The organism is Enterobacter sp. BNK-29 (assembly GCF_048684785.1).
In the GTDB taxonomy this organism is placed as follows: Bacteria; Pseudomonadota; Gammaproteobacteria; order Enterobacterales; family Enterobacteriaceae; genus Enterobacter; species Enterobacter cloacae_M.
The window spans coordinates 2,617,522-2,631,935 of record NZ_JBLQTU010000001.1 but is presented as its reverse complement, the minus strand read 5'-3'; the positions used below and the strand labels follow the sequence as shown (position 1 = coordinate 2,631,935).

Below are 14,414 nucleotides of genomic sequence, written 5' to 3'. Positions count from 1 at the left end.
CCAGTTAGTGAAGCCAACAACGTAAAGAATAAACGTGTCAGAAAAATGACATGGAAGGGAAACCGGCCTGCGCGATTGAACGTATATTCATCGCTCGAAATGTAAGGCTTTGTTGTTTTGTGTGACAGGCGAAACATTTTTGGAAATTATTAGAAACCCAATTAATTCATCTCAAATCACTATCCCCACCTCGTTCAGTTTATGTTTAGTCAAAAAACTAAACGGTTCCTAAACGCTAAAAACATCCCCTGTTGACACCCCGACAATCAAACATCATCGCAACAACTTCAATAAAAAAGTTAACAATATCAGTATAAAACCGCGATTTATATCACATTTGCAGTCATTAACATCGCTTGTTAAGGTGCGCCCAGATGAATTTAATGACGAGGCAAAAAACATGAAAAAACTGAATATCCTTCTTCTTTCTGCTCTTGCTGCCGTATCGGGTTCCGCACTGGCGGTGGGCGGCACCGTTGAGCAGGGTAAAAACTTTACCAACCTCAATCTGGAAATGGGGAAATCCTCATCCGGTGTTTATCTCGAAAGCAACTGGCTCAAAAACACCGACGACGGTACCCAAACCGGCGGCGTGGGCGCAGGCTACAACCTGGGTCTTGGCCCGGTGATGCTGAATGCGGGTGCAAAAGCCATCTACCTCGGCCCGAAAAAAGGCGATAACGGCGTGGCGTTCCCGATTGGCGGCGGCGTAAACGTTGCTCTGACCGACAGCATCCACGTGTACGGTGAAGGCTATGTGGCGCCAGAAGGCCTGAACAACAGCGTGAAAAACTACGTTGAAGCCAACGGCGGCGTAAGCTGGACGCCAATTACGCCAGTGACCCTGAAAGTGGGCTACCGCCACGTGAGCGTGGACGGCAAAGACGGTCGTCCTGGCCACACGCTGATTGACGGCGCATATGTAGGCGGTGGAGTCACCTTCTGATGAAACACCGCATTACCGCGCTTTGCGTTCTGAGCCTCACGCTGATGCTCACCGGCTGCGTCCAGTACAAATGGGTGAAACCGGGCGTCAGCGATGCGGAAATGAATAAGAAGCTCACGGAATGCGAAGCGCAGGCGCTGATCGATCTGCCCCCGGATAACGTCGTGACCGGATCCAGCTCGGAAAAAACGGACAAAAAGAACAAGAAAAAGGATATTTCCACGAGCTACACGGTTGAAGACGCGAACGAATATCGCCGGGATACGCTAGTCGACAGCTGCATGTTCAAAAGCGGCTGGGACAAGATCGAAGTGCAATAATCCCTTAAAAAAACCTGCCGGCTGGCAGGTTTTTTATTATCTCTTACTTACGCACCACCACCAGCTTCTGGTTCACAAACTCTTTGATCCCCAGATCCGACAGCTCGCGCCCGTAGCCGGAGCGCTTCACGCCGCCGAACGGCAGCTCTGGCGCGGTATCGGTGAGCCAGTTGATGTACACCATCCCGGTCTCAATGCGCGACGCCATTTTCTTCGCGCGCTCGATATTCTGGCTGAATACCGCCCCGCCCAGGCCGTAGTGGGAGTCGTTCGCCAGCGCGACCGCCTCGTCGTCGTTTTTCACCACGTACATCTGCGCCACCGGGCCGAAGAACTCTTCGAAATACGCCGGGTTATCGCGGGAGATGTTCGTCAGGATCGTCGGTTCGAAGAAACTCCCGTCGCGCTGTAACGGTTTGCCGCCATAGTGCAGCGTCGCACCGTTTTTCACCGCCTCGTTAACCTGTCTGGTCAGCGTTTCGAGCGCATCTTTAGACGACAGCGGCCCAAGCGTGGTGCTTTCGTCCAGCGGATCGCCAATCTTCACCTGCTTAAACGCCTCGGTGAATTTGCTCAGGAAGGCATCCGCAATCTTTTCATGCAGGATAAAGCGCTTCGCCGCGGTGCAGACCTGCCCGGCGTTGTTGAGCCGCGCGTTAACGCCAATTTTCACGGCCTTCTCAAGGTCTGCGTCATCCAGCACCACGAACACGTCGTTACCGCCCAGCTCCAGCGTGGATTTCTTGATGTGCTTCGCCGCCTGCGCGGCCACCACGCTGCCGGCCTTTTCGGAGCCGGTTAATGCGGCGCCCTGCACGCGATCGTCAGCAATGATGTTCGCCACCTGCTCGGACGAGATAAACAGGTTGGTCCACGCCCCTTCCGGCGCGCCCGCCTCGCGCACCAGATGGGCAAAGGTCTCGGCGCAGTGCGGCACGATGCTGGCATGCTTGGCGATCACCGGGTTACCCGCCGCCAGGTTTGGCGCCAGCACGCGCATCAGCTGGTAGTACGGGAAGTTCCACGGCTCAACGGCCATCAGCACGCCAATCGGGTGATGCTCCACCCAGGCTTCACCGAGCTCAGAGTCGTACTTCACCGGGGCCAGGAACCGCTTCGCGTTGTCGGCGTAGTAGCGGGCGATCTGCGCGCACAGCTTCACCTCGCCGCGGCTCTGTTCGATGAGCTTACCCATCTCCTGGCTGGCGATTTTAGCCAGATCCTCCACGCGCTCGTCGATCAGATCGGCAAGCTTATGCAGCACCGGCAGGCGCTGGCTGATGTCGCCTTTCGCCCAGTCCGAATGATAAAGCGCATCGGCCGCCTTCAGCGCCGCTTCGATATCCGCGTCGGTATGTGAGGGGTATTCTTTGATGAGCTGGTTAGTGGCAGGATTTACTGTCTGATAAGCCATGTCGAATCTCCTTGTTTTACCGCTTAGGGTATTAAGGGTAGTCAACATGACTGGCTATGGACGTAAAGTTGGGTATATCCGGAAGGTTCTTAATGAAGCGCTGCCGGACGGTTCGCTGACGTGGTATAAAAAATCTTCAGAAGGAGCGCCCATGACCGATACCCGACATATCCGCCAGACTTTTCACCGCGCCTCAGGCCTTGAGCTGCGCAGCACCTGGCAGAGTACGCAGGCGTACAAACGCCACAGTCACCCTCAGCTCTCCATCGGCGCGATTGTGGAGGGCCAGACCTGCTGCGTGTGCCATGACAGAGAGTACATCCTTAACCCCGGGGACCTCATCGTGATCCCGGCCTGTGCGCCGCACAGCTGCAACCCCGTCGCCGGGAATCCGCGCAGCTACCATATGCTCTATATCGACACCGGGCTTCCGCTGGCGCTACAGGTGATTCGTAGCCCAACCCTGTTTGCCCATTACCTGGACGTTGTCGAGACCCTGTCTCCGGCATCACTGGAAACGCTGCTTTCTGCCCTTCCCCGCGCCGTGGATAACGCTGACGCGCTTCGCGCAACCAGCCAGCAGATTCAGCAGGCGTTTCTTTCCGATCTCACCTGCCCGCCTTCCCTCGACGAGCTTGCCCAACGCTTCTCGCTGCGCAAGGAGACGCTGATCCGCACCTTCAGACAGGACACCGGCCTGACGCCGGGCAACTTTCTCAACATCTCCCGCGTGGAGTACGCCAAGGCGCGGCTGCGCGCCGGGGATGATATTGCCGACGTCGGCTACCAGAGCGGCTTTGCCGACCAGAGCCACTTTCATAAGACCTTCGTCAGCTATACCGCCGCCACGCCGCGCCAGTACGCCACCGGCCGATCAATATCAGACAATAAATAGGTTCTGCAGCGCCGTACTCTGACCTCGGATTGTTAAATGAGGTCGCTATGGAACTGTTATTCCCTTCCGCTTTTCTCGCCCTGGCGCTGGCGCATTTTGTTGCCCTGCTAAGCCCGGGCCCGGATTTCTTCCTGCTGGTGGGCTACGCCGCGCGCTATCGGCTACGGGGTAGCGCCGGACTGTGCCTCGGCATCGCCGCGGGTAACGGGCTTTACATCCTGCTGGTGATTATCGGCTGGAGCGCGCTGCGCCAGTTTGCGTGGCTGTTTACGCTGATCGAGTTTTGCGGGGCGCTGTATCTGCTGTGGATCGGATCGCATCTGATTCGCAGCCGTCAGCAGTCGCTGGCGCTGAATGAAACCCACCAGCGCTTTCCATCGCTGCAAAAGCAGATCCTGCTGGGGCTCGGTTCGGCGCTGTTAAACCCGAAGAACGCGCTGTTCTATCTGGCGCTGATGACGGCCTTGCTGGGGCCGGACGTCACGCTGCTTCAGCAATCGATCTGCGGCGTCTGGATGGTGATGGTAGTGCTGGTGTGGGATCTGGCGCTGGTATCGCTGATGGGGTTGACCGTGGTTCAACAGAAGCTCAGCCGTTCGCTGTGGTGGATTGAGCGCACGGCGGGGGTGGTGCTGATGGGGTTTGGCGGGTGGGTGCTGTGGCGGGTGATATGAAAGAATCTTATCAGCCGTTTTCTATGCACCTAACCGATAATCCCAGTCATCCGAATGAATAACATTACCGTCACGGTAATGCCAGGCAATCTTTTCATAACGAAGCAGAACAAGCTCAAGATGCCCCTGTTTTTCATGATAAGTCTCTTTCACGTCATGCATTAATGAAAACAGCGTGACGACTTTTACCGATTCCAGCGTTATCGTGAAATAGATTTCCTCCTGACCGGCATCATTGATTCTGTAAAGGTCGATAGTTGCTTTCCTGAGCGTACCGCCCGTGCTAAGCGCTTTATAGAGATAAACGCTGGAGGCATCAATTTCCTTTTCAATGAGAAAAGGGCGATGCTGGGGTTTGCTCAACACTCTGCCATTATGCAGGTCAGAATTATAGCTTACGTTATGATAGAGCCCTAAAACCTCAATTTGGTTTTCACGGTCTGTAACTTTCACGCTCCCTTTTATAATATTACCCGCATCGTCAGTTAATGACATATATCCCGGAATGGCCATTTAAATATCCTTATCGAATGGAACAGAGTGTTCAACGGTGGCGATCATAACGGCGAGACATTTTTTCCCCTTCGGACTGTTAACCTTAAACATCTCCCTGATTGAATCTACATAAAGCTTATTACTCTCTGCTTCCGTCTCAGGGAAATTAGCAAAAGCGCAGACTTGTTCAATAGTGAGCAACGGTTTATCGTCTTTTAAAATGGCTAAAACGCCTGCAGGATTATGAGGGATAGCTTCAGAAAGCGCTGCTTTTAAGTCTTCAGCCGTACTGGCGTCCACGCCCGGCTCAAGAGCACTCGCGACAGCTAACCATTTCTGGTTTCCTTTACTAATCTCTGGGATAACATGATTCCACCATTCCGACTCATCGCTATCATTAGCATATAATTGTGCAACAACATGCCAGGCACCTTTCTCGTTTATCATCTGCAAAAGTTGCTCTGGAGTGTGACTTTTGGCAAATAAAGCCAACGGGAAGTACAATAAGAGCACAATGATATATTTCATTATCGCACCACCAGAATTGTGTCACCCGAATCATAAATCATATGGCGCTTGTCCTGACCGTTCATAATGATGCAACCAGCTGATGCTGAGCCTGGCGGTTGACCTTTTTTATCCCCATGAATTTGAAAATGATCTCTACCAAAGGTATTGGTCCCCGCTATAGGTTCAAGAATAATAGCCTCTGCACTTTTATGATTATTCCACCCGGCAATAAAATAAATACCTCTGGGAATGGGGCCTCTGTTTCGTTGACCTTCACACTCTGGCTTATCTTTCGATTCACCCGCTCCGCTGTAGCAGTTAGCGACAAACACACCATTATGACTCAACACCCCTGTCGAAACTTTATACTCCCATGTCATCAATACCGTCTCCTTTCATAAATAGTCCTTTATCTTATGGCTAATGAGAGCGTTAAAATGACTACGACGGTCACAAAAAATTACGTCCAAAAATAAATAAGCACAAAAAAATATAGAAAAATTAATAATAGATAATTTAGATGTATATATTTTTTATATAGACGCCATTTGTTCACACTGAGAATGCGTCTCCCCTTTACACCAGCTTTGCATTTTTGGTGAACTTCCCTCTATCCTTAACCCATGGAAAAAATAGCTGAACTCAAACGCGCCAAGCTGCTGGCGCTGTCGCTGCTGCTGGTTGCCGCCGCAGCGTTTATCACCACCCTGTTCCTGCCGCAGACCTTCTGGGTGCGCGGCGTGAAGGCCATTGCCGAGGCGGCGATGGTCGGTGCGCTGGCAGACTGGTTTGCCGTAGTTGCGCTGTTCCGCCGGGTGCCTATTCCGTTTATCTCGCGCCATACGGCGATTATCCCGCGCAATAAAGACCGGATCGGCGACAATCTCGGCCAGTTTGTGCAGGAGAAGTTTCTTGATACCCAGTCGCTGGTCGCATTGATTCGCCGCTATGAACCTGCGCAGATGATCGGCGCCTGGTTCAGCAAGCCCGACAACGCCCAGCGCGTCGGGCTGCATTTAATGCAGGTGATGAGCGGTTTTCTCGAACTGACCGACGACGGGCGCATTCAGCGCCTGCTCAAACGGGCGGTGCATAAGGCCATCGACAAGGTTGATTTCACCGAAACCAGCGCCGTGATGCTGGAGAGCATGACCAAAAACAACCGCCACCAGGTGCTGCTGGATGCGATCATCAACCGTCTGATTACCCTGATTCAGCGGGAGAGCACGCGGGACTTTATTGCCGATCAGATTGTCCACTGGCTGAAGACCGAGCATCCGCGCAAAGCGATGGTGCTGCCCACCGAGTGGCTGGGCGATCAAAGCGCGGAGATGGTGTCGAACGCGGTGAACACGCTGCTGGACGATATCAGCCACGACCGCACGCACCAGATCCGCCAGGCGTTCGACCGCGCCACGCTGAAGCTTATAGACAACCTGAAAAACGATCCGGAAATGGCGGCGAAAGCCGACAACATTAAGCACTACCTGAAAAACGATGAGGCGTTTAACCGCTATCTGGGAGAGATGTGGGCTGACCTGCGCCAGTGGCTGAAGGCGGATATGCAAAGCGAGGATTCGCGGGTGAAGCACCGCATCGCCAACGCCGGGCTGTGGTTTGGCGAAACGCTGTCTAACGACGCCAGCCTGCGGGCGTCGCTGAACGAGCATCTGGAGCAGGCCGCGCACCGCCTCGCGCCGGATTTTGCCGCCTTCCTGACGCGCCACATCAGCGACACGGTCAAAAGCTGGGACGCCAAAGACATGTCACGCCAGATTGAGCTGAACATCGGTAAAGATCTGCAGTTCATCCGCGTCAACGGCACGCTGGTCGGCGGGACGATTGGCCTGATCCTGTTTTTACTCTCGCAGCTGCCTGCCGTGCTGGGACATTAATCTACCTTGGGCGGCGCGATGACGTAGCGCGTCGCTTTGAAGCGATTGAGGATCAGGTGCACCAGGAAGACCATCGTCAGCGTTGCGACCAGCGAAAAGGTGACGGAAGTGATGCGATAGAGATCGCTGAACACCAGGTCAGTGTCCGGGTGCATGTTCTGCCCGAACATAATGCCGATGGTGGTGATGCTGGAAAACCCCACGCCCGCGCCCACCTTTTCCATCACGTGCAGGCGCGCGCCAAACGCCAGCCCGAGGCCGATCAGGGGCATCATCAACAGCATATGGCTGCTGTGATCGTATAGGATCAGCTGCACCACCAGAATATAGAGGCAGCCCAGCACCACGCCGACCACGCGCCAGATAGAGCTCATCACCGAACCGCGATAGTGCATCGGGAACAGGATCAAAATCCCCGCCATCAGCGCCGAAAGCGAATCGCTTAAGTCGCTAATCTGAAACACCAAGAATATCAGCGTCGCGACGGTACCGGAGAGCAGCGACTCGTGGCGCACGCGCGCATCGTCTTTCTCAATCAGCGGCGGCGGCCTGCGGGGCTCCACGTCAGGCAGGAGATAGTTCATCAGCGCGCTCAGGCACACCGCCATCACACTCGCTTCGATGTTGGAAAACAGCAGCGTGTGCCAGCTGGTCGTGGGGTAGCTCATAAAGTTGAGCATCACGCTCTGGCACACCACGCCCATTGAGCCAAACAGGAACAGCGGTCCCTTGCTCATAAAGCGAAAGCGCATCACGTACAGGGCAAACACCACCAGCGTCATGATGACCGGCCATTGCGACAGATAGCCGATGATGAAGATCATTTCGACGCAGTTTAGCGCGGCGCTGAAGATAAACTGCTTCGCCACGTGGCGGTTAAACACCGGCACCAACGACAGCAGCATGATCGGATAGACCACGAAAAATACGCCGTAGCTGGTGTTGTAGAAGCTGGAGATGCTCAGCGCAATCATCCCGGCAAAGACGATGCGCAGGGTCTGGCGAAAGTCGTTTGCCGTATAGACGATGTTGCCGTGCGGGGTAAACACCCGCGCCAGGGTGCTAATAGACATAGTGAAGCAGGCTCACCAGGTGGATCTGCATCCCGGAGAAAAAGCGCGCAAACGGCCCCTCGCTGTTATAGAGCTGCACGGTCGCGCGCGCGCCGGTCGGCAGATGCTTCGGCAGCGCCTCGTCCAGCGCAACGTGAATGCGCATGCGCTGGGCGTCACGCACCCAGCGGTTGGAGGTTTCCGGCTCGGACAGCTGGCCGTTCACGGCCTCCTGACCCGCCAGTATACCCGCGTCGCTGCTGGTCACGTGGGCGCGGAAAACGTGCCCCGGGAAGGCGTCGAACACCACGGCGGCGTCGGTGCCCTGATGGGTATGGCGCAGGCTTTTTTCGCGAAAATCGGCCACGATATCGGTCTGGTTGTTCACCAGCGCCAGTGCGGCTGAACCCGAGGAGGCGTAAAAGCCCGGACTTAACTGCAGGTTACTGACCGTGCCGTCCGCCTGGGCGTAGACCTTCGTCCAGCCGAGGTTGAGTTCCGCTTCATCCAGCGCGTTGCGGTATTTTTGCAGCGTCACGTTGCGATGCTCGTCCCGCTCGCCGCGCTGAATACGCAGGTTATGGATATTGGCCTGGATGGAGCTTACGGACTGCTCGCTGCTCTGCCAGGTGGTGCGAACCTTATCCAGATCCGCCTGCGAGACGTTCTGCAGGGTGCTCAGCTTCTGGTAGCGATCGAAGGTCACTTTATCGTTACGCGCGGTCAGAACGGCGGTTTTCAGGCTGGCCTGCGCGGCGGCGATCTGCGCATCCAGCTGGTCGTTGGAAAGGCGTGCCTGCTCAAGCGCGATTTGCGCCGCTTCCACTTTATTGCGAAACGGCGTGTCGTCGAGCTCAAACAGCAGATCGCCTTTCTTCACCTGGCTGTTGTTGTGGACATGTACCGCCGCCACGTAGCCGGAGACGCGCGGAGAAACCGGCGTCACCACGCGCATCACGGTGGAGTCCGGCGTCAGCGGGATCCAGATATCCGCGACGATAAAGTAGACAAACATCAGCAGGAAAGAGGCAATACTCACCCTTACCCAGCGGGCAAACTTTTGTTCAGGGGTCATTATTTTTCGGTCTTGTTATCTTCTTCGCGGATTGTCCGCAAATTGCAGGCGAATTGATTCAGGGTGGCGCTGAAAATGTCGATATGTTCCGGCGCGATGTTTTGCGATACGCGCGCCTGATAGGTCTCAATCACCTGAGTGAGCCTTTTTAATATGGCTTTTCCCTCAGGCGTCAGCGTCAGAAGCCGGATGCGCTTGTCATAAGGCGATACGGAGCGCAGCAGGTAACCCTGCTTTTCCAGCTGTGTCAGGGTGCGCATCAGCGGCGGCAGTTCAATGCCCTGCACCTCCGCCAGCTCGCTCACGGAGACGTTATCCCCGAGCTGATGAAGCTGCATCATCACCGTCCAGCTCGACTGGGTTAACCCGGTATCGAGAATGGCGTCGTCGATTACCGCACGCCACTGGCGCACGATCATCGCCATCCGCATGCCCATCGGCCTGCGGCTAAACAGTTCTTCTTCGCTCATGGGGAAACCTCTCGTCACACGCGGCCACGATAATAGTTATCAGGATAAGTATCAAGGAACGAGAGGCGAAAGAGCAGGAATTGCGAAACGACGTCTCCCTCTCCCCGTGGGAGAGAGTCGGAGTGAGGGCACCAGCCCGCAGCGAAGTTTAGCGGCTAAAAAGTCTCTTAACAGCAGCCCTACCTGAAGCCGTCACCACCACCTCCCTGTATCCCGCCACCCGCTGGATCCACCCTTTGCTTTCCAGATAAATGAGCAGCGCTGCGCCCGCCTCACCGCCCAGATGAAACCGCCGCTCGCTCCAGTCCAGGCAGGCGCAGCAGGCTTTGCGGCGCGGGTGAGCGCTTAACGAAACGCCAAGCTTCAGAAACTGCTCCCGGCCATACGGCGTGAGCGCTGAACCGTCAGCCTCCAGCCAGCCTTCCGCCTGCATAAAATCGTAGATTTGCACCGCAACCCTTCCGGCAAGATGGTCGTAGCAGGTTCGGGCCTCGCGCATGGCCTTCGGTGCGGTCGTTTCCGGTGGGGTAATGCGGCTCCAGGAGAGCCCCATCATATGCTCGACCAGCGCCGCCACGTCGTGCCCCGCCAGACGATAATAGCGGTGCCGCCCCTGCGACAGACAGGCGATCAGTTGCCCTTCCACCAGCCGGGCGAGATGCCCGCTGGCGGTCGACGGCGCAACGTCTGCCGCCGCGCTCAGCTCGGTGGCAGTCCACGCCCGCCCGTCCATCAGCGCGCACAGCATCTTTACGCGCGACGGATCGGCCATTGCAGCCGCTACCGCCGCAACGGCCTGTTCCAGCGCCGCGCCGTTATCAGGAGGTAGGCTCGTTTTTAACATGTGTTGCCCAAGGTTCGGTGATCTCTGCGGCCAGCTTATCATCATCCGTCAGCAGAATAAGGTGATTCGCGTGGTCGCTGTACTGGGTAAGGATAGACACGCCGCGTGCCGCCAGCGCCGCCGCAATTTCACCCAGCTCGCCGGGGCGCTCCTGCCTGAGTTTCCGGATCACCGGCTTACGCAACGCCTGCACGGTAAACCCGGCGTCGAGCAGCACGCATCGCGCTTTTTCCCCGTCTTCCACCAGAAAATGGGCATCGGTACCAAATACGCCGCCGCCCTCCAGCCCCACGCCGTTGCGCCCCAGCAGCTGTCCAAAGCGCGCCAGCTCGCCGGGCCTGTCGCTAAAAATTACATGAACGTCATACATCCGCGTGCCCTCCGGTTTCGGAACTGTACTCCCGCACCAGCTGCGCCACCCGAATGCGGTAGTACTCGAAAATCGACTCCCGCCCTTCGGCCTGCGCGGCCTGATGAAAGACGTTCTGCTTCCAGCGGCGGACGGCCTCTTCATCCCGCCACCAGGAAAGCGACAGGATTTTGCCGTCGGTCGTCAAGCTCTGGAAACGTTCGATATCAATAAAGCCGTCGATGTCCGCCAGCAAAGGTTTGAGTTCGGCGGCGAGCTGAAGATAGCGCGCCTGATGGGCGGGCGCGGCTTTGGCTTCGAAAATGACTGCAATCATGATGGTCTCTCCGTAGTGATGTTGGGGAGAGAATGCAGGGTAGAGAGGAACGATGCTTCGGCAAAGAGCGAAGCGTTGTGCCGGATGGCGCTGCGCTTATCCGGCCTGTGGGATGACGTAGGCCCGGCAAGCGCAGCGCCACAGGGCAGGTTTTAGCTCAGAATCGACTTCGGCTCCATAAACGCCCGAATTCCCCACTCGCCCATCTCGCGCCCCACGCCGGAGTGCTTAAACCCGCCGAACGGCGCTTTCGGCTCATGGGCCAGGGTGTTCACCAGCACGCGACCGGAAACAATCTGCTGCGCCACGCGTCGCGCGCGGTTCACATCGCCGCCCAGCACCATCGCGCTCAGGCCGTATTCTGTGTCGTTGGCAATGCCGATAGCCTCCGCCTCGTCCTGATAAGGGATTACGCACAGCACCGGGCCGAAAATCTCGTCACGGGCGACCGTCATCTGGTTGTTCACGTCGGCAAATAGCGTCGGGCGCACAAACCAGCCGTCTCGCGTGCCGTCCGGTCTCCCTTCACCACCCGCCAGCAGACGCGCCCCCTCTTCAATACCTTTACGGATATAGCCCTGCACCCGCTGCCACTGCTTTTCGCTGACCATCGGGCCGACGTCCGTCGCGCTATCGCGCGGATCGCCCGATTTCACCGCCGCCACGGCCTGCGCCAGCGCGGTTTCGATCTCCGCCTTGCGCGCCTGCGGCACCAGAATGCGCGTTCCGGCGACGCACGCCTGCCCGCTGTTCATAAACCCGGCCTGAATCACCAGCGGGATCGCCTGCGCCAGATCCACATCATCCAGCAGGATCGTCGGCGATTTACCGCCTAACTCCAGGGTCACGCGCTTAAAGCTCTCCGCCGCGTTGCGCAGGATCGCCTTGCCGGTATTCGTCGAGCCGGTAAACGAGATTTTTGCCACGTCGGGATGGCGGCTGATGGTCTCACCTACCGTCTCGCCGCGCCCGGTGACGATGTTAAACACGCCCGGAGGCAGCGCGGCATCGCGCAGCGCTTCGGTGACAATCCGGGTTTGCAGGGCGCTCATTTCGCTCGGCTTGATGACTGCCGTACAGCCCGCCGCCAGCGCGGCCGCCAGCTTGCCGCAGATAAACCCGGCGTCGCTGTTCCACGGTGTGATAAGCCCGGCCACGCCAAGCGGCGTCATCTGCACCGTCGCTGCGCCTGCGGGGATGACAAATTCAAACGCCTCCAGCGCCTCAATGGCCTGAGCAATCACCTCCGCCGGATAGCTGGCCATCCACGCCGAGCGCGAGGCGGGCGCGCCGTACTCTTCAATGACCGCTTCCAGCAGATCGTCGTGGCGTGCGGCCACGGCGGCGTGCATACGTTTTAGCGCCGCGATGCGTTCCGGCTTTGTGGTCCGTGACCACGCCGGGAACGCCGCTTTCGCCGCCGCAACGGCGCGCTCCGCGTCAACCTCATCCGCCAGACGAACCTGGCCGATGACCTGCGCCGTCGCCGGGTTGTACAAATCAAACCACTCGGTGCCGTGCGGGGTAACAAATTCGCCGTTAATAAAGATCTGTTCGATGGTGTGCATATAAACCTCCTCAGGCTGTGTGAGCACAGTCTGTCACGGCTTCTCCGTTGCGATAATCCACGCTATGCTGCAAGGGTTGTTTCGATTTTCAGGATAATCTATGCATCGTTCAGGTCTGACAGAGCTGGAAGTGGTGATGGCGGTCGTGCGGCGCGGCAGCTTTCGCGCCGCGGCGCAGGAGCTGGGCATGTCCGCCACGGCGGTCAGCAACGCCATCGCCGGGCTGGAGAGCCGTCTTGATACCCGCCTCTTTAACCGCACCACCCGCAGCGTGGCGCTCACCGACGCCGGACAGCGCTACGTGGCGCGTATCGGCCCGGCCCTGCAGGAGATCCGTCTCGCCAGCGAGGAGATCCACAGCGACACCGGGGAACCCGCCGGCACGCTGCGTCTGAACGTGCCGAACCATATCGGCGCCCTGTTTCTGGACCAGCTGCTGATCGACTTTATGATCCGCTACCCGAAGATGCGCGTAGAGACCGTCAGCGAAGCGCGAATGATCGACATCGTCGCGGAAGGCTACGACGCGGGGATCCGCCTTGAGGAGTCCGTGCCGCAGGACATGATCGCCGTGCCGCTGACCGGCGAGATCCGCCAGCTGGTCACCGCCACGCCGGACTATTTTGCACGCCACGGCATTCCGCAGACGCCGGACGATCTGCTTTCGCATCAGGGGATCGGCATGCGCATGGCCCACGGCGGGATCTACCGCTGGGAGCTGGCGCGTCGGGGGGAAACGTACGCCCTTGCCGTCCCGCCGCGCTTTGCGACGTCCGATCTTTTTGCCTCGATCCGCGCCGTAAAAGCGGGATTAGGGGTGGGATTTTTGCCGGAGCTGTATATCCGGGAAGAGCTTGAGCGGGGAGAACTGGTGAGCGTCCTAAACGACTGGGCGCAGCCCTTTGCCGGACTGCGCCTGTACTACCCCGGCCATCGCCACGTCCCGCCAGGCCTGCGGGCGCTGGTGGCGACGATCCGCGAGCGCGGGATTATTCCAGGTTAGCCTTGTTCAGCCCGTAAGCCGCGTCCAGCGATCCCGGCGCCATGCGGGAGGTGATCCCCAGACGGTTCCAGGCGTTGATCGCCACGATGGCGAAGTTCAGCTCTGAAATCTCCACGTCCGAGAAGTGCTCCGCCACGCTGCGGTACAACGCGTCGCTCACGCCGTGAACGCCAATCTGGGTCAGCGCTTCGGTGAAGGCCAGCGCGGCTTTCTCGCGGGCGCTGAACAGCGGGGACTCGCGCCAGGCCGCCAGATGGTACAGGCGCAGCTCGCGCTCGCCGGCGATTTTGGCCTCTTTCGAGTGCATATCCAGGCAGAAGGTGCAGCCGTTCAGCTGCGATACGCGAATGTCGATCAGGTGCTTCAGCGCCGGGTCGATGGAGGTTTTTGCCACCTCCATGCTCAGGGCAGACAGGGCGTTGGCGAGGGCGGGTGTAACTTTATGGTGGTTAACGCGAGTGCTCATTGTCTTTCCTCTTTTTGTGCGGCATATGTCATGCGATGAGGCAAATCTACGCCGTTCATGACATAGTAAAAAGATACAAAAAGCATGAAACGAGGTAGGAC

At 57.6% G+C, this 14,414-nt stretch carries 18 protein-coding genes; 6 read left to right on the top strand and 12 right to left on the bottom strand.

Annotated features, from left to right (window positions below; translation table 11 throughout):
- Positions 1-400: 400 nt before the first annotated feature.
- Together ACMGGX_RS12590 and ACMGGX_RS12585 are read left to right on the top strand one after the other, a co-directional pair.
- Positions 401-946: a YfaZ family outer membrane protein gene (locus tag ACMGGX_RS12590; RefSeq protein ID WP_420298446.1), complete on the top strand. Its 546-nt coding sequence runs from the start codon at positions 401-403 to the stop codon at positions 944-946.
- Positions 946-1,266, top strand: a complete 321-nt coding sequence (locus ACMGGX_RS12585; RefSeq protein WP_028015390.1) for a hypothetical protein — start codon at positions 946-948, stop codon at positions 1,264-1,266. Before ACMGGX_RS12590 ends, ACMGGX_RS12585 begins: the two co-directional genes overlap by 1 nt.
- Positions 1,267-1,309: 43 nt before the next feature.
- Here the strand turns inward: ACMGGX_RS12585 and ACMGGX_RS12580 are convergent, their stop codons facing one another.
- Complete coding sequence (locus tag ACMGGX_RS12580) at positions 1,310-2,680, bottom strand: NAD-dependent succinate-semialdehyde dehydrogenase (RefSeq protein WP_181594323.1); 1,371 nt, start codon at positions 2,678-2,680, stop codon at positions 1,310-1,312.
- Between the two features lie 151 nt (positions 2,681-2,831).
- Here ACMGGX_RS12580 and ACMGGX_RS12575 point away from each other — a divergent pair, with 151 nt between their 5' ends.
- Both ACMGGX_RS12575 and ACMGGX_RS12570 read left to right on the top strand, forming a co-directional pair.
- Positions 2,832-3,575, top strand: coding sequence for an AraC family transcriptional regulator (locus ACMGGX_RS12575; RefSeq protein WP_420298445.1), 744 nt, complete (start codon positions 2,832-2,834; stop codon positions 3,573-3,575).
- Positions 3,576-3,622: 47 nt separating this feature from the next.
- Entirely contained in the window at positions 3,623-4,249 is a 627-nt protein-coding gene (locus ACMGGX_RS12570; protein ID WP_348561977.1) for a LysE family translocator, read from the top strand.
- A 21-nt stretch (positions 4,250-4,270) separates the two neighbouring features.
- Here the strand turns inward: ACMGGX_RS12570 and tssD are convergent, their stop codons facing one another.
- From tssD to ACMGGX_RS12555, 3 genes are read right to left on the bottom strand one after another with little or no spacing between them, the layout of a single operon-like run.
- Complete coding sequence (tssD, locus tag ACMGGX_RS12565) at positions 4,271-4,762, bottom strand: type VI secretion system tube protein TssD (protein ID WP_063439881.1); 492 nt, start codon at positions 4,760-4,762, stop codon at positions 4,271-4,273.
- The gene (locus tag ACMGGX_RS12560) at positions 4,763-5,272 is read right to left on the bottom strand and encodes a hypothetical protein (protein WP_023310259.1); all 510 of its coding nucleotides are present in this window, start codon (positions 5,270-5,272) and stop codon (positions 4,763-4,765) included.
- Complete coding sequence (locus ACMGGX_RS12555) at positions 5,272-5,634, bottom strand: tlde1 domain-containing protein (protein WP_023310258.1); 363 nt, start codon at positions 5,632-5,634, stop codon at positions 5,272-5,274. Before ACMGGX_RS12555 ends, ACMGGX_RS12560 begins: the two co-directional genes overlap by 1 nt.
- 243 nt (positions 5,635-5,877) lie before the next feature.
- On the opposite strand from ACMGGX_RS12555, the gene ACMGGX_RS12550 reads away from it, so the two are divergent.
- Entirely contained in the window at positions 5,878-7,149 is a 1,272-nt protein-coding gene (locus tag ACMGGX_RS12550) for a DUF445 domain-containing protein (protein ID WP_420298444.1), read from the top strand.
- Here the strand turns inward: ACMGGX_RS12550 and ACMGGX_RS12545 are convergent.
- The 7 genes from ACMGGX_RS12545 to ACMGGX_RS12515 form a co-directional block, all read right to left on the bottom strand.
- Positions 7,146-8,222 carry a DUF2955 domain-containing protein gene (locus tag ACMGGX_RS12545; RefSeq protein WP_420298443.1) on the bottom strand — a complete coding sequence of 359 codons (1,077 nt, stop codon included), beginning with the start codon at positions 8,220-8,222 and terminating at the stop codon, positions 7,146-7,148. The two genes, ACMGGX_RS12550 and ACMGGX_RS12545, sit on opposite strands and share 4 nt — an antisense overlap.
- The gene (locus ACMGGX_RS12540) at positions 8,212-9,279 is read right to left on the bottom strand and encodes an HlyD family secretion protein (RefSeq protein WP_123244547.1); all 1,068 of its coding nucleotides are present in this window, start codon (positions 9,277-9,279) and stop codon (positions 8,212-8,214) included. The genes ACMGGX_RS12545 and ACMGGX_RS12540 overlap by 11 nt, the downstream gene beginning before the upstream one ends.
- Positions 9,276-9,746 (bottom strand): MarR family winged helix-turn-helix transcriptional regulator, encoded by a 471-nt coding sequence (locus ACMGGX_RS12535; RefSeq protein ID WP_033144545.1) that lies wholly within the window; start codon positions 9,744-9,746, stop codon positions 9,276-9,278. Before ACMGGX_RS12535 ends, ACMGGX_RS12540 begins: the two co-directional genes overlap by 4 nt.
- Positions 9,747-9,894: 148 nt before the next feature.
- Complete coding sequence (locus ACMGGX_RS12530; RefSeq protein WP_420298442.1) at positions 9,895-10,590, bottom strand: ArsR/SmtB family transcription factor; 696 nt, start codon at positions 10,588-10,590, stop codon at positions 9,895-9,897.
- Positions 10,565-10,960, bottom strand: a complete 396-nt coding sequence (locus ACMGGX_RS12525; RefSeq protein ID WP_181594316.1) for an amino acid-binding protein — start codon at positions 10,958-10,960, stop codon at positions 10,565-10,567. Before ACMGGX_RS12525 ends, ACMGGX_RS12530 begins: the two co-directional genes overlap by 26 nt.
- Positions 10,953-11,276 (bottom strand): antibiotic biosynthesis monooxygenase, encoded by a 324-nt coding sequence (locus tag ACMGGX_RS12520; RefSeq protein WP_348561974.1) that lies wholly within the window; start codon positions 11,274-11,276, stop codon positions 10,953-10,955. The genes ACMGGX_RS12525 and ACMGGX_RS12520 overlap by 8 nt, the downstream gene beginning before the upstream one ends.
- Before the next feature lie 152 nt (positions 11,277-11,428).
- Positions 11,429-12,844: an aldehyde dehydrogenase family protein gene (locus ACMGGX_RS12515; protein WP_420298441.1), complete on the bottom strand. Its 1,416-nt coding sequence runs from the start codon at positions 12,842-12,844 to the stop codon at positions 11,429-11,431.
- Positions 12,845-12,944: 100 nt separating this feature from the next.
- Between ACMGGX_RS12515 and ACMGGX_RS12510 the strand changes: the two genes are divergently transcribed.
- Positions 12,945-13,847: a LysR family transcriptional regulator gene (locus ACMGGX_RS12510; protein WP_045404537.1), complete on the top strand. Its 903-nt coding sequence runs from the start codon at positions 12,945-12,947 to the stop codon at positions 13,845-13,847.
- Here ACMGGX_RS12510 and ACMGGX_RS12505 read toward each other — a convergent pair.
- On the bottom strand, positions 13,834-14,313 hold the full coding sequence (locus ACMGGX_RS12505) for a carboxymuconolactone decarboxylase family protein (RefSeq protein WP_014882392.1): 480 nt from the start codon (positions 14,311-14,313) through the stop codon (positions 13,834-13,836). The two genes, ACMGGX_RS12510 and ACMGGX_RS12505, sit on opposite strands and share 14 nt — an antisense overlap.
- Between the last annotated feature and the right edge of the window lie 101 nt (positions 14,314-14,414).